The organism is Streptomyces sp. CA-181903 (assembly GCF_050937075.1).
In the GTDB taxonomy this organism is placed as follows: Bacteria; Actinomycetota; Actinomycetes; order Streptomycetales; family Streptomycetaceae; genus Streptomyces.
On sequence record NZ_JBNJLY010000001.1, the window covers coordinates 2,840,436 to 2,852,848 of the forward strand.

Below are 12,413 nucleotides of genomic sequence, written 5' to 3' on the forward strand. Positions count from 1 at the left end.
CGGCACCTCGGGGGCGAAACGTTCCGCGGCGGGCACGGGCCGCGGCGCTCCTGACCGGCGTCGCCGACGCTCCGTCACCGGGCCCCGCCGCGGGCCCCGGACGGCTCCCGGACGAGGCCGGACTCTCCTCCCCCGCGCGCGGCCCGGCCCAGTACAGTAGGCACGGCACCGGCGCCCGTACGCCAAGGGCTGAGCGGCGATCTTTAGGTGGTCGTGTTTGTCGGTTCGAATCCGACCGGGCGCACCGATGCCGAGGGCCCGGCTCGCAGTCGACTGTGAGCCGGGCCCTCGGCATGTCCGGCACCGGTGTGCGGCTCCGGGCGGCCGGGCGGTTCCGGGACGCTCGGGGCTGTTCCGGGTTGTTTTGGCTTGCTCCGGGCGAACGGCGGTCTGGAACGGTCGGACCGGGCGCTCGGCGGCTCAGGGCGTCAGCCCAGCAACTCCCGCACCACCGGCACCAGTGCGCGGAAAGCCTGGCCGCGGTGGCTGATGGCGTTCTTCTCCTCGGCGGTCAGCTCGGCGCAGGTACGCGTCTCGCCGTCGGGCTGGAGGATCGGGTCGTAGCCGAAGCCGCCACCGCCGGCGGGCTCGGTGCGGAGCGTGCCGCGCAGCCGTCCCTCGACCACCCGCTCGGTGCCGTCCGGCAGGGCCAGCGCGGCGGCGCAGGCGAAGTGCGCGGCGCGGTGCGGGGCGGCGATGTCGGAGAGCTGGGCGAGGAGCAGGTCCAGATTGGCCTTGTCGTCGCCGTGCCGGCCCGCCCAGCGGGCCGAGAAGATGCCGGGGGCGCCGTTCAGGACGTCCACACAGAGGCCGGAGTCGTCGGCCACGGCGGGCAGTCCGGTGGCGCGGGCCAGGGCGTGCGCCTTGAGGAGGGCGTTCTCGGCGAAGGTGACGCCGGTCTCCTTGACGTCGGGGATCTCGGGGTAGGCGTCGGCGCCCACGAGTTCGACGTTCAGGCCGGCTCCGGTGAGGATCGAGCGCAGTTCGGTGACCTTGTGGGCATTGCGGGTGGCGAGGATCAGGCGCTTCATGGGGCCCGATTATTCACGCCGGACGCGGTACATCCTGTTCCGCATGTCCCCTTCCGCACGCCCTGTTCCGCACGTCCCGCCCGGAACTCCCTGCCCCGCGCGCACCGTTCGGCCCGTTACGCCCCGCGCGTAGGGTCCGAGCACGTCCCGCCCCGCCCCGCACGTCCCGCCCCCGCACGTCCCGTTCCGCCCTCCGCCGCCGGACGGCGTCGCCGGCCCCTGGCACACGGCGTCGGCCATGGTGCGCCGCGCACGGCGTCAGCCCTTGGTGCACGCCGCGGTCAGCGAACCGGCCGCCTCGGTCAGGGCGGTGACGTCGGGACGCTCGCCGTCGCCGACGCTGTCCTGGATGTCGTCCACGGCCGCGGTGAGCGCGCCGACGGCGTCCTTGACCGGGGACTCCCCGTCGCTGTCGGTGTCGGTCCCGGTCCTGCGGGTCAGTTCACCGAGATCCCGGTTGATCTTGTCGATGTACTCCTGGCCGCTCTGCGGGTCCTTGGAGTCGTCGGCGATGGTCCGCCGCAGGTTCTGGACGTCGCGCTGCACGTCCTTGGCGAAGGCGCCGCAGTCCGCCGCCGCCCGCGCCTGCGAGCAGGCGGTCACGGCGGGCAGCGCGAGGGCCGCCGCGGCTAGGGCCGCGACGGCGGTGGTGCGGCGCGGGCGGTGGTGGCGCGAGGCCATGCGGCGGTTCCCCTCCGGTGGGCGTGCTGCCCGGTGGTCACGGGGGCACGGACCCCTCGCCGCGCCCCCAGCATGGTAGCTACATCGTCTGCTCAAGGGCGGCGCGCTGGGCGGCGTCGAGGTCGGCGCAGCCCTTGACGGCGAGGTCGAGGAGGGCGTCGAGCTCGGCGCGGTCGAAGGGCTGGGCCTCGGCGGTGCCCTGGACCTCGACGAAGCGGCCGTCGCCGGTGCAGACGACGTTCATGTCGGTCTCGGCGCGGACGTCCTCCTCGTAGCGGAGGTCGAGCAGCGGGACGCCGTCGACGATGCCGACGCTGACGGCGGAGACGGTGCCGGTGAGGGGGTGGCGGCCGTGCTTGACCAGCTTCTTCCGCTGGGCCCAGGCGACGGCGTCGGCGAGCGCCACGTAGGCGCCGGTGATGGCGGCCGTGCGCGTGCCGCCGTCGGCCTGGAGGACGTCGCAGTCCAGGACGATGGTGTTCTCGCCGAGCGCCTTGTAGTCGATGACGGCGCGCAGGGAGCGGCCGATGAGGCGGGAGATCTCGTGGGTGCGCCCGCCGATCTTGCCGCGGACCGACTCGCGGTCGCCGCGGGTGTTGGTGGCGCGGGGCAGCATCGCGTACTCGGCGGTGACCCAGCCCTCGCCGCTGCCCTTGCGCCAGCGGGGGACGCCCTCGGTGACGGTGGCGGTGCAGAGGACCTTGGTGTCGCCGAAGGAGACGAGGACGGAGCCCTCGGCGTGCTTGCTCCAGCCACGCTGGATGGTCACGGGGCGGAGCTGGTCGGGCGTGCGGCCGTCGATGCGAGACATGGTGATGAGCCTATCGGGATCGCGAAGGGCCCTGTTCCGGTTCGTGCGCGATCACGCGTCACTGGCCGGAACAGGGCCCTTCAGGGGAGCTCAGCGGCTCACATCATGTCTTCGATCTCCGCGGCGATCGGGTCGGCGTCGGTGCCGATGACGACCTGGATGGCGGTGCCCATCTTCACGACGCCGTGCGCGCCGGCGGCCTTGAGGGCGGCCTCGTCGACCAGCTCGGGGTCGACGACCTCGGTGCGGAGACGGGTGATGCAGCCCTCGATCTCCTCGATGTTGTCGAGCCCGCCGAGACCGGCGACGATCTTCTCTGCCTTGCTGGCCATGTGCACTCCTGTTGTCTCGGCCCTCGGCGGTCCCGCCGACCGGCTTTCACACGGTAACCCACGTTCAGAGCAACTATGCGGGCGTATGTCCGTCATCTGGCGAAGGATGGCGGCCACCGGGCCCCGCGTTCCGGAGGACCGAAAACGTACCCCAAGTGGTCTACACCAGTATGCCAGCCCCGGGAGGACGCAGATGAGTGCGGAGGCCGCGAGCCGGCCGCGGCGGAAGCGGTGGCAGGGCCTGCTGGGCGGACTGCAGAAGATGGGGCGCAGCCTCCAGCTGCCGATCGCGGTGCTCCCGGCCGCCGGCATCCTCAACCGGCTGGGCCAGCCCGACGTCTTCGGCGCCGACGGCCTGGGCTGGACGGACGTCGCCAAGGTCTTCGCCGGGGCCGGCGGCGCGCTGCTCGACTCGGCGCTCGGACTGCCGCTGCTGTTCTGCGTCGGCGTCGCCATCGGCATGGCGAAGAAGGCGGACGGCTCGACGGCGCTGGCGGCGGTCGTGGCCTTCCTCGTCTACTTCTCCGTCCTGCACCAGTTCCCCGAGGACTGCCCGCAGACCGCGAAGTTCGCGGGGGCCGGGCTGTGGAGCGGCGTCTGTGTCTCGGGGTCGGGCGCCGCGACGCTCGCCGGCTACCAGAACCCCGGAGTCTTCGGCGGCATCGTGATCGGCCTGCTCAGCGCCTGGTTCTGGGTCCGCTTCCACCGGGTGCGGCTGGTGGACTGGCTGGGCTTCTTCAACGGGCGGCGGCTGGTCCCGATCATGATGTCGTTCGTCGCGCTGCTCTTCGCCGTGGTCTGCCTGTGGGTCTGGCCGCCGGTCGGCCACGCCCTGACGAGTTTCAGCCAGTGGCTGGCGGACCTCGGCGAGACGGGCTCGGGCGTCTTCGGGGTGGCGAACCGCGCGCTGCTGGTCGTGGGGCTGCACCAGTTCCTGAACACCTTCATGTGGTTCCAGTTCGGCGACTTCACCAAGCCGGACGGAACCGTGGTGCACGGCGACATCAACCGCTTCCTGGCCGGCGACCCGTCGGCCGGCCAGTTCACCACCGGCTTCTTCCCCATCATGATGTTCGCCCTGCCGGCGGCGGCCCTGGCGATCACCCACACGGCCCGGCCGGAGAACCGCAAGATGGTCGGCGGCATGATGCTGTCGGTGGCCCTGACGTCGTTCGTGACGGGCGTGACGGAGCCCATCGAGTACTCGTTCCTCTTCATCGCACCGCTGCTGTACGTGGCACACGTCCTGCTCACGGGCGTCTCGATGGCCGTGACGTGGGCGTTCGGCGTGCACGACGGCTTCAGCTTCTCGGCCGGCCTGATCGACTACGTGATCAACTGGGGGCTGGCGACGCGGCCCTGGCTGATCATCCCGATCGGTTTCGGGTTCGCCGTCGTCTATTACGCGGTGTTCCGCTTCGCCATCACCCGGTTCGATCTGCCCACGCCGGGACGGGAGCCGGAGGATGTGGCTCGGGAGATGGAACGGGAGAAGACGGAGTAAAGGGCCGAATGGGACCACTCTGAGAGTGATTCGCCCCACAGGTCCCGTGTGTCACACCCCACCACCGTTGACGGATTCCTTTATGCCCGCTTCACGTGCTACAACAGGTCTAAACCACTGAGTGGTGTAGACCAGAAAATTCAGCGTTTTTCAGCGGGCACATCCAAGAGGGCCGTCGCCCCGATCTCCGAGCGCCCGCCTCACCTGGAGGAATCCGATGAGTACGGCTAGCGCCTCAGCGGCCGATAAAAAGGGCTTCGGCAAAAGCGCGATGGCTGTGGCCCAGCGTATCGGCCGCAGCCTCATGCTGCCGGTCGCGGTGCTGCCCGCAGCGGCGCTGATGGTCCGCCTGGGCCAGGACGACATGCTGGGCAAGGCGTCGTTCCCGCACTTCCTGAACAAGATCGCCCAGTTCCTGTCGGCCGGTGGCGGCGCGATCCTCGACAACATGGCGCTGCTGTTCGCCGTCGGTGTCGCCATCGGTTTCGCCAAGAAGTCGGACGGTTCGACCGCGCTGGCCGCCGTCGCCGGCTACCTGGTCTTCCAGAAGGTGCTCGGCACCTTCACCGACAGCAGCCTCCCCAAGAAGGAGGCGGTGGTCGACCACAAGGTCGCCCTCGTCGAGCAGACCGTCGACGCCAAGGTGCTCGGCGGCATCGTGATGGGCCTCGTGGTCGCGCTGCTCTACCAGCGCTTCTACCGGACCAAGCTGCCGGACTGGGCGGGCTTCTTCGGCGGCCGCCGCCTGGTGCCGATCCTGTCGTCCTTCGCGGGCCTGCTCATCGGCATCGTCTTCGGCTACATCTGGCCGGTCCTCGGCACGGGTCTGCACAACTTCGGTGAGTGGCTGGTCGGTTCCGGCGCCGTCGGCGCGGGCATCTTCGGTGTCGCCAACCGCGGTCTGATCCCGATCGGCATGCACCACCTGCTCAACTCCTTCCCGTGGTTCCAGGCCGGCTCCTTCGACGGCCCCAAGGGCACCGTCAACGGCGACATCGCCCGCTTCCTCGCCAAGGACCCGTCCGCGGGCCAGTTCATGACCGGCTTTTTCCCGATCATGATGTTCGCCCTGCCGGCCGCCTGCCTGGCGATCGTGCACTGCGCCCGCCCGGAGAACCGCAAGGTCGTCGGCGGCATGATGGGTTCGCTCGCGCTCACCGCGTTCGTCACCGGTGTCACCGAGCCGATCGAGTTCACGTTCATGTTCGTCGCCCCGGTGCTGTACGCGATCCACGCGGTGCTGACCGGTGTCTCCATGGCGCTGACCTGGGCGCTCGGCATGAAGGACGGCTTCGGGTTCTCCGCCGGCGCGGTGGACTTCGTGCTCAACTGGGGCATCGCCAGCAAGCCGTGGGCGCTGATCCTGGTGGGTCTGGGCTTCGCGGCGATCTACTACTTCGTCTTCCGGTTCGCGATCATCAAGTTCAACCTGATGACGCCGGGGCGTGAGGTGGATCCGGAGTTCGCTGAGGCGACTGCGCAGGTGGAGGCGAAGGCTGCCGCGAAGCCGGCTGCGGCCAAGGCCGACGTGACGGCCGACGCGAAGGCCGACGCGAAGGCCGACGCCAAGCCGGCTGCGGCGAAGTCGGCTGCCGCCAAGCCGGGTGCCGCCAAGGGCGGGGCGAAGAAGACGCCCCAGCAGCGGAAGCGGAAGCCTGCGGCGAAGGCCAAGCGCTGATCTTGCGCTGAGCGCTGCCGAGCCCCCGGGACCGACCACGGTCCCGGGGGTTTCGCTTTGCCCCGGACCCGCCCTTTCACCGTTTCCTGGGGCTGCGCCCCAGCCCCCCTTTCGCGGCTCCGCCGCTCGTCCTCAAACGCCGGACGGGCTGACTTTCAGCCCGTTGGGGGCCCCCTCTGGGGGCGGGCCCGGGGCACCCTAAAACTCGTACACCGCCCCCGCGTGGGCCAGCTCCGCGGGCCCGTCGTACAGCGAGCGCGCGTCGCGCAGGTTGCGCAGGGGGTCGGTCCACGGCGGGATGTGGGTGAGGACGAGGCGCTCGGCGCGGGCGGAGGCGGCGAGCCGGCCGGCTTCCAGGCCGTTGAGGTGGAGGTCGGGGATGTCCTCCTTGCCGTGGGTGAAGGACGCTTCGCAGAGCAGCAGGTCGGCGTCCTTGGCGAGGGAGTCGAGCGCCTGGCAGGGGCCGGTGTCGCCGGAGTAGACGAGGGCGGAGCCGCCGTGTTCCACCCGGAAGGCGAACGCCTCGACGGGGTGGTTGACGCGGTCGGTGAAGACGGTGAACGGGCCGACGGAGAAGCCGCCGGGTTCGAGGGTGCGGAAGTCGAAGACCTCGCGCATGCAGGCGGGGTCCGGTACGTCGCCGTAGGCGGTGAGCAGCCGCTGTTCGGTGCCCTCCGGGCCGTGGACGGGGATGGCGCCGGCCCGGCCGCCCTCGTGCCGGTAGTAGCGGGCCACGAAGTACCCGCACATGTCGATGCAGTGGTCGGGGTGGAGGTGGGACAGCAGCACCGCGTCGAGGTCGTAGAGGCCGATGTGGCGCTGGAGCTCGCCCAGGGCACCGTTGCCCATGTCGAGGAGCAGCCGGTAGCCGTCGGCCTCCACCAGATAGCTGGAACAGGCGGATTCCGTGGACGGGAACGAGCCCGCGCATCCGACGACGGTGAGCTTCATGCGGGCCTGAACCTCCGTGGGCCGGTGACGGGGGGCCGGTGACCGTGCGGTGCGTCCGAGGGTAAGGCGGGAACCGGGCGGCCGCTCCATCGCGGGCCGGGTCTGTGGCTGGAATCACCAGGACGGACGGCGCCGGGCGCCGGGGCGCGCGAAAACCCGCCCGCGCCCCCTGAAGGGCGGCGGACGGGTCCGCAGTGCGGTGGAGGCGGCGGCGGCCCGCTAGAGCGGCCGGACCCGCTCCGCCCGGTCGAGGGTGTCCATGAAGCGCCGGAAGCGCTCGGCGGACTCCTCGCTGCCGGCCGTCACCGTGAACTCCTCCGGCGACATGACGGCCGCCAGCCGTTCACGCGTCTCAGGGTCGAGCGCATCCCAGGCCGCCCGATCCAGCCGTGACTGCGCCGCAGTTTCCGCACTGCCAGTTTCCATTGTTGAGTTGCCTCATGTCCGAAGATCCACATGCGGGACAGTTCATGTGCGTCTCCTACGGGATGATGTCAGCCGGTCGCCAACATCGGTAGGGGCAGTCTCTCCGGCGGTCCCGGCCCGCTCCCGGGCGGGTGCTCAGGCCCAGAGCTGCCCGTGCAGCGCGGCCACCGCGGCCTCGGTGGTGGGCGCGGTGTAGAGGCCGGTCGACAGGTACTTCCAGCCGCCGTCGGCCACGATGAAGACGATGTCCGCGCGCTCCCCGGCGCGTTGGGCCTTGCGCGCGACGCCGAGCGCGGCATGCAGGACGGCGCCGGTGGAGACGCCCGCGAAGATGCCCTCCTCGGCGAGGAGTTCGCGGGTGCGCCGCACGGCGTCCTCGGAGCCGACGGAGTAGCGGGTGGTGAGGACCGTCTCGTCGTAGAGCTCGGGCACGAAGCCCTCGTCGAGGTTGCGCAGGCCGTAGACGACGTCGTCGTAGCGCGGTTCGGCGGCGACGATCCGTACGTCCGGTACGTGTTCGCGCAGGTAGCGGCCGACGCCCATCAGGGTCCCGGTGGTGCCGAGGCCGGCCACGAAGTGGGTGATCCCCGGGAGGTCGGCGAGGATCTCGGGGCCGGTGGTGGCGTAGTGGGCGCCGGCGTTGTCGGGGTTCCCGTACTGGTAGAGCATCACCCAGTCGGGGTGCTCGGCGGCCAGCTCCTTGGCCATGCGCACGGCCGTGTTCGAACCCCCGGCCGCGGGCGAGGAGATGATCTCGGCGCCCCACATGGCGAGCAGTTGCCGGCGCTCCTCGCTGGTGTTCTCCGGCATCACGCAGACGATGCGGTAGCCCTTGAGGCGGGCGGCCATGGCCAGGGAGATGCCGGTGTTGCCGGACGTGGGCTCCAGGATGGTGCACCCGGGGGTCAGCCGGCCCGCCTTCTCCGCCTGCTCGATCATGTGCAGGGCGGGACGGTCCTTGACGGAGCCGGTGGGATTGCGGTCCTCCAGCTTCGCCCAGATCCGGACGTCCCCGGAGGGGGACAGCCGGGGCAGGCGGACCAGCGGAGTGTCGCCGACCGCGGCCAGCGGGCTGTCGTACCGCATGCCTAGCGGGCCCCGCCCGCGACGGCCGGGAGGATCGTGACGCTGTCGCCGTCGGCGAGTTCGGTGCCCGGGCCGGCCAGGAAGCGGACGTCCTCGTCGTTCAGGTAGACGTTGACGAACCGGCGCAGCGCGCCGCCCTCGTCCACCAGCCGCTCGCGGATGCCCGGGTGGCGGGCGTCCAGGTCCTTGAAGAGGTCGTCGAGCGTGGCCCCGGCGCCCTCGACGGCCTTCTCGCCGTCGGTGTAGGTGCGGAGGATGGTCGGGATGCGTACCTCGATGGCCATGGTGGTGCTCCTCGTCGAGTGCGTGGGTGCGGGGAGGCGGGCGGAACGGCTGGGACGCGGGGACGGAACGGGTGTTCTCCCGGGACAACCGTGGGCGCATGCTATCGATTCCCCGCCCCGCTCCCCCATGGCCGTCCCGGTGGGCGGGACGGCCGTTCCCGCCTGGTGGGACGCTCAGTACGCCGCCACGATCCGGACCTCTTCCTCGGTGATCCCACCGTCCACGATGCGGAACGAGCGGAACTGGAAGGGGCCGGAGCCGTCCGTGTCCGCCGTGGAGACCAGCACGTAGTGGGCGCCCGGTTCGTTGGCGTACGAGACGTCCGTGCGGGACGGGTACGCCTCGGTGGCGGTGTGCGAGTGGTAGATGACCACCGGCTCCTCGTCGCGGTCGTCCATCTCGCGGTACAGCTTGAGCAGATCGGTGGAGTCGAACTCGTAGAACGTGGGCGAGCGGGCGGCGTTGAGCATCGGGACGAACCGCTCGGGGCGGTCGCCGCCGGCCGGTCCGGCGACCACACCGCACGCCTCGTCGGGGTGGTCGGCGCGGGCGTGCTCGACGATCCGGTCGTACAGGGCCTGGGTGATGGTCAGCATGCGGGCCAGCATAGGTCGGGGCGCGCGGGGCCCCGCGGGGCCGTGACGGACACCACTCGCCGCACCGCCTTCGGCCCGGCCCCGGAAACGCGACGGGCCCGCCGCGCACCGGGGGGAGGGTGCGGGGCGGGCCCGATGGCCCGGCGTGATGCCGGCGTCAGGCGGCCTGGTCGACGCTTTCCCGGGCCGCGGCCGAGTAATCCTTGCGCTCGAACGCCTGCGGGTTGCGGGCCTTGAGCACGAAGTACGACACGACCATGAGCCCGGCCCAGACGGGCGCGCAGTACAGCGAGATCCGCGCGTCCTTGTCGATGCCCATCAGCACGATCACCATGCCGATGAAGGCGAGGGCGAAGAGGCTGGTCCAGGGCGCTCCGGGGGCCTTGAACTCCGACTGCGGCAGCTCGCCGCGGTCGGCCTTGCGGCGGTAGCGGAGCTGGGCCAGCAGGATCATGATCCAGGCCCACATACCGGAGATGGTGGCGAAGGAGACGACGTACTCGAACGCCTTGCCCGGCCACTGGTAGTTGATCCACACGCCGACGAGCATGCACGCGGCGGAGACCGTGGTGCCGCGCAGCGGCAGGCCGCGCTTGGTCAGGGCGGCGAAGAACTTCGGGCCCTGGCCGTTGAGGGACAGGTCGCGCAGCATGCGGCCGGTGGAGTACATGCCGGAGTTGCAGGAGGACAGCGCCGCGGTGAGGACCACGAAGTTGACGATTCCGGCACCGGCCGGCAGGCCGATCTTGGCGAACGCCTCGACGAACGGGCTGACGCCCGGCTCGAAGACGGTCCAGCTGACCACGGACAGGATGATGATGAGCGCGCCCAGGTAGAAGACGGCGATGCGCCACGGCACGGTGTTGATGGCCTTGGGCAGCGTCTTCTTGGGGTCGGTCGCCTCGCCCGCGGTGACGCCGACGAGCTCGACGGCGAGGAAGGCGAACATGACGATCTGCAGCGTCATCAGCGTGCCGCCGATGCCCTTGGGGAAGAACCCGCCGTGGGACCAGAGCTGCGAGAAGGACGCGGTGTCACCGGCGTCGGAGAACCCGAGGGTGATGACGCCGATGCCGATCAGGATCATGCCGATGATGGCGGTGACCTTGACCATGGAGAACCAGAACTCCAGCTCGCCGAAGAGCTTCACGGAGATCAGGTTGACGAGGTAGAGGACGGCCGTGAAGACCAGCGCCGAGGCCCACTGCGGGATCGACTTGTCCCAGTACTGGACGTACTTGGCCGCCGCGGTCACCTCGGTGATGCCGGTGACCACCCAGAACAGCCAGTAGGTCCAGCCAGTCACATAGCCCCAGAACGGCCCGAGGAACTCACGGGCGTAGTCCGAGAACGAGCCCGAGACCGGGCGGTACATGAGGAGCTCGCCGAGCGCCCGCATGATGAAGAAGATGACGAGTCCCGCCACCGCGTACGCGAGGATGAGACTCGGTCCGGCCTTGGATATGGCCGTGCCGGCGCCGAGGAAGAGCCCGGTGCCGATGGCGCCACCAATGGCGATCATCTGGATCTGTCGGTTGCCCAGCCCCCGCTGGTAACCCTCGGAAGCTTCGCCGCTTCCGTCCCGCTCGCCGGCCTCGCCTGCGACGCGGTCCGCGACCTGCTCAGAGGTCATGGTGGAACGCCTTTCTCCATACCGATCCGGATCGTCCGGATCGGGTTCCGATCCCCCGGATGGAGTCCTGCACGAGCCGACGGTCGGTCGGCCATAGCGCTCCCGCTCCACGACATGGATGGCGTCGGTGGATGCAGGTCGTGAAGATTTATCACGGGTAATACGTAGATCGCCAGTTCGAATGTGCGCCAAGCCACAGGCAGAGTGGGGCAAACCCCGTAAAGATGGGCGTTCACCGCCACCGCGGTGATGCGATCGTTATGCGGACACCGTTACCCGAAAAGCGGACGGAGATCGTCCGGAAAGACCGAAAAGGGCCGGACGGGAAAGAGCCGGTCCGGAAAGAACGGGAACGCGCCGGAATGAGCCGGACCGGGCCGGAACGAGAGCGGGCGCCGGCTAGCGCGGGCCCAGCGTCTCGATCAGCGTCTCCTGGAGTCCGCCCAGCCACAGGTAGGCCATCACCATCGGCTTGCGGGGGTCGTCGTCCGGCAGCCGGAAGAGGGCGTCGCTCTCGTCCTCGTCGGTGATGTCCAGCCGGGCGGCGATGGTCAGCCGGAGGTCGTTGAGCGTGCCCAGCCACTGCCGGGAGCCCTCCGGGGAGAGCCGGAGCACCGCCGCGCCGCCCCCGGGCCCGTCCGCCGTCGGGAGCCCGTCGAGCGAGCGGACGACCGCGAGGCCGTCGTCGCGCTTGCGGGCGCGCAGGTCGTTCTCGGTGTAGCGGCGGAACTCGGCGGCGTACGCGCGGGCCTGCTCGTCCTGCTCGGCGCCGGGCGTGCCGTAGGCGTCCGGGAAGAGGCGGGCCAGCGCCGGATCGGCGGGCGGCTCGCTGGGGCCCTCGGCGAAGAGGCGGGCCAGCGGATCGTCGTCCTCCGCGCCCGCGGGCCCGGCGTCGGGGCCGATCAGCTCCAGGAGCTGCACGGTGAGGTTGCGGAGGATGGAGACCTCGATCTCGTCCAGGGCGATGGCTGCCCCGCCGCCGGGCAGCGGCTCGAAGTGCCCGGCCATCAGCGGTCCTGGGAGAGGGTCGCCCACAGGCCGTAGCCGTGCATCGCCTGCACGTCGCGCTCCATCTCCTCGCGCGATCCGCTGGAGACCGTGGCGCGGCCCTTGTGGTGGACGTCGAGCATCAGTTTGCGGGCCTTGTCCTTGGAGTAACCGAAGTACGCCTGGAAGACGTAGGTCACATAGCTCATGAGGTTCACGGGGTCGTTGTGGACGAGGGTGACCCAGGGGACGTCGGGTTCGGCCACGGCGAAGGGGGATTCGCCCGTCTCCGGACGTTCGATCTCGACAGGTGCCACACTCACGCCCGCTCCACGCCTCGCTTCTCCGTCGGGACACGGCGGTCCATACGCACTTCCCATGCTGCCACTTCGCGGCCCCCGACGCACAAACG

General features: G+C 70.5%; 14 protein-coding genes and 1 tRNA gene. 3 read left to right on the forward strand and 12 right to left on the reverse strand.

Annotation, left to right across the window (positions count from 1 at the left end):
• The first annotated feature begins 171 nt into the window (after nucleotides 1–171).
• A tRNA-Leu gene (locus ACQEVS_RS12715) sits at nucleotides 172–244 on the forward strand.
• A gap of 184 nt (nucleotides 245–428) precedes the next feature.
• Here the strand turns inward: ACQEVS_RS12715 and rdgB are convergent.
• From rdgB to ACQEVS_RS12735, 4 genes are all read right to left on the reverse strand, one after another.
• Nucleotides 429–1,031: an RdgB/HAM1 family non-canonical purine NTP pyrophosphatase gene (gene rdgB / locus ACQEVS_RS12720; RefSeq protein WP_433019450.1), complete on the reverse strand. Its 603-nt coding sequence runs from the start codon at nucleotides 1,029–1,031 to the stop codon at nucleotides 429–431.
• A gap of 258 nt (nucleotides 1,032–1,289) precedes the next feature.
• A complete protein-coding gene (locus ACQEVS_RS12725) occupies nucleotides 1,290–1,712 on the reverse strand; it encodes a hypothetical protein (RefSeq protein ID WP_433019453.1) in 423 nt (140 codons plus the stop codon).
• Between the two features lie 79 nt (nucleotides 1,713–1,791).
• Nucleotides 1,792–2,523, reverse strand: coding sequence for a ribonuclease PH (rph, locus tag ACQEVS_RS12730; RefSeq protein ID WP_433019456.1), 732 nt, complete (start codon nucleotides 2,521–2,523; stop codon nucleotides 1,792–1,794).
• Nucleotides 2,524–2,621: 98 nt separating this feature from the next.
• Nucleotides 2,622–3,167: a glucose PTS transporter subunit EIIB gene (locus ACQEVS_RS12735; protein WP_433019459.1), complete on the reverse strand. Its 546-nt coding sequence runs from the start codon at nucleotides 3,165–3,167 to the stop codon at nucleotides 2,622–2,624.
• Between ACQEVS_RS12735 and ACQEVS_RS12740 the strand changes: the two genes are divergently transcribed.
• Nucleotides 3,049–4,359 (forward strand): PTS transporter subunit EIIC, encoded by a 1,311-nt coding sequence (locus ACQEVS_RS12740; RefSeq protein ID WP_433019462.1) that lies wholly within the window; start codon nucleotides 3,049–3,051, stop codon nucleotides 4,357–4,359. The two genes, ACQEVS_RS12735 and ACQEVS_RS12740, sit on opposite strands and share 119 nt — an antisense overlap.
• A gap of 217 nt (nucleotides 4,360–4,576) precedes the next feature.
• The gene (locus ACQEVS_RS12745) at nucleotides 4,577–6,037 is read left to right on the forward strand and encodes a PTS transporter subunit EIIC (RefSeq protein ID WP_433019465.1); all 1,461 of its coding nucleotides are present in this window, start codon (nucleotides 4,577–4,579) and stop codon (nucleotides 6,035–6,037) included.
• Between the two features lie 198 nt (nucleotides 6,038–6,235).
• Here the strand turns inward: ACQEVS_RS12745 and ACQEVS_RS12750 are convergent, their stop codons facing one another.
• The 8 genes from ACQEVS_RS12750 to clpS all read right to left on the reverse strand — a co-directional run bounded on the left by ACQEVS_RS12750 (nucleotide 6,236) and on the right by clpS (nucleotide 12,324).
• Entirely contained in the window at nucleotides 6,236–6,988 is a 753-nt protein-coding gene (locus ACQEVS_RS12750; protein WP_433019468.1) for an MBL fold metallo-hydrolase, read from the reverse strand.
• Between the two features lie 352 nt (nucleotides 6,989–7,340).
• On the reverse strand, nucleotides 7,341–7,460 hold the full coding sequence (locus tag ACQEVS_RS12755; RefSeq protein WP_152262506.1) for a hypothetical protein: 120 nt from the start codon (nucleotides 7,458–7,460) through the stop codon (nucleotides 7,341–7,343).
• Nucleotides 7,461–7,549: 89 nt separating this feature from the next.
• Nucleotides 7,550–8,500, reverse strand: coding sequence for a PLP-dependent cysteine synthase family protein (locus ACQEVS_RS12760; protein ID WP_433019471.1), 951 nt, complete (start codon nucleotides 8,498–8,500; stop codon nucleotides 7,550–7,552).
• A gap of 2 nt (nucleotides 8,501–8,502) precedes the next feature.
• The gene (locus ACQEVS_RS12765; protein WP_433019474.1) at nucleotides 8,503–8,784 is read right to left on the reverse strand and encodes a MoaD/ThiS family protein; all 282 of its coding nucleotides are present in this window, start codon (nucleotides 8,782–8,784) and stop codon (nucleotides 8,503–8,505) included.
• Nucleotides 8,785–8,958: 174 nt separating this feature from the next.
• A complete protein-coding gene (locus tag ACQEVS_RS12770) occupies nucleotides 8,959–9,381 on the reverse strand; it encodes a Mov34/MPN/PAD-1 family protein (RefSeq protein WP_433019477.1) in 423 nt (140 codons plus the stop codon).
• 157 nt (nucleotides 9,382–9,538) lie between these two features.
• The gene (locus tag ACQEVS_RS12775; protein WP_433019480.1) at nucleotides 9,539–11,014 is read right to left on the reverse strand and encodes an amino acid permease; all 1,476 of its coding nucleotides are present in this window, start codon (nucleotides 11,012–11,014) and stop codon (nucleotides 9,539–9,541) included.
• A gap of 399 nt (nucleotides 11,015–11,413) precedes the next feature.
• Nucleotides 11,414–12,022 (reverse strand): DUF2017 domain-containing protein, encoded by a 609-nt coding sequence (locus ACQEVS_RS12780; protein ID WP_433019483.1) that lies wholly within the window; start codon nucleotides 12,020–12,022, stop codon nucleotides 11,414–11,416.
• Nucleotides 12,022–12,324, reverse strand: a complete 303-nt coding sequence (gene clpS / locus ACQEVS_RS12785; RefSeq protein WP_004951066.1) for an ATP-dependent Clp protease adapter ClpS — start codon at nucleotides 12,322–12,324, stop codon at nucleotides 12,022–12,024. The genes ACQEVS_RS12780 and clpS overlap by 1 nt, the downstream gene beginning before the upstream one ends.
• Nucleotides 12,325–12,413: the final 89 nt, after the last annotated feature.

What these genes read in the sequence shown, in the direction of transcription:
- ACQEVS_RS12755 (WP_152262506.1), bottom strand. Translation starts at nt 7,460, where the DNA reads ATGAACTGTCCCGCATGTGGATCTTCGGACATGAGGCAACTCAACAAT.
- ACQEVS_RS12770 (WP_433019477.1), bottom strand. Translation starts at nt 9,381, where the DNA reads ATGCTGACCATCACCCAGGCCCTGTACGACCGGATCGTCGAGCACGCC.
- ACQEVS_RS12780 (WP_433019483.1), bottom strand. Translation starts at nt 12,022, where the DNA reads ATGGCCGGGCACTTCGAGCCGCTGCCCGGCGGCGGGGCAGCCATCGCC.
- ACQEVS_RS12760 (WP_433019471.1), bottom strand. Translation starts at nt 8,500, where the DNA reads ATGCGGTACGACAGCCCGCTGGCCGCGGTCGGCGACACTCCGCTGGTC.
- ACQEVS_RS12775 (WP_433019480.1), bottom strand. Translation starts at nt 11,014, where the DNA reads ATGACCTCTGAGCAGGTCGCGGACCGCGTCGCAGGCGAGGCCGGCGAG.
- ACQEVS_RS12740 (WP_433019462.1), top strand. Translation starts at nt 3,049, where the DNA reads ATGAGTGCGGAGGCCGCGAGCCGGCCGCGGCGGAAGCGGTGGCAGGGC.
- ACQEVS_RS12745 (WP_433019465.1), top strand. Translation starts at nt 4,577, where the DNA reads ATGAGTACGGCTAGCGCCTCAGCGGCCGATAAAAAGGGCTTCGGCAAA.
- rph (WP_433019456.1), bottom strand. Translation starts at nt 2,523, where the DNA reads ATGTCTCGCATCGACGGCCGCACGCCCGACCAGCTCCGCCCCGTGACC.
- ACQEVS_RS12735 (WP_433019459.1), bottom strand. Translation starts at nt 3,167, where the DNA reads ATGCCGGCGGCCGGGAGCACCGCGATCGGCAGCTGGAGGCTGCGCCCC.
- ACQEVS_RS12750 (WP_433019468.1), bottom strand. Translation starts at nt 6,988, where the DNA reads ATGAAGCTCACCGTCGTCGGATGCGCGGGCTCGTTCCCGTCCACGGAA.
- ACQEVS_RS12725 (WP_433019453.1), bottom strand. Translation starts at nt 1,712, where the DNA reads ATGGCCTCGCGCCACCACCGCCCGCGCCGCACCACCGCCGTCGCGGCC.
- ACQEVS_RS12765 (WP_433019474.1), bottom strand. Translation starts at nt 8,784, where the DNA reads ATGGCCATCGAGGTACGCATCCCGACCATCCTCCGCACCTACACCGAC.
- rdgB (WP_433019450.1), bottom strand. Translation starts at nt 1,031, where the DNA reads ATGAAGCGCCTGATCCTCGCCACCCGCAATGCCCACAAGGTCACCGAA.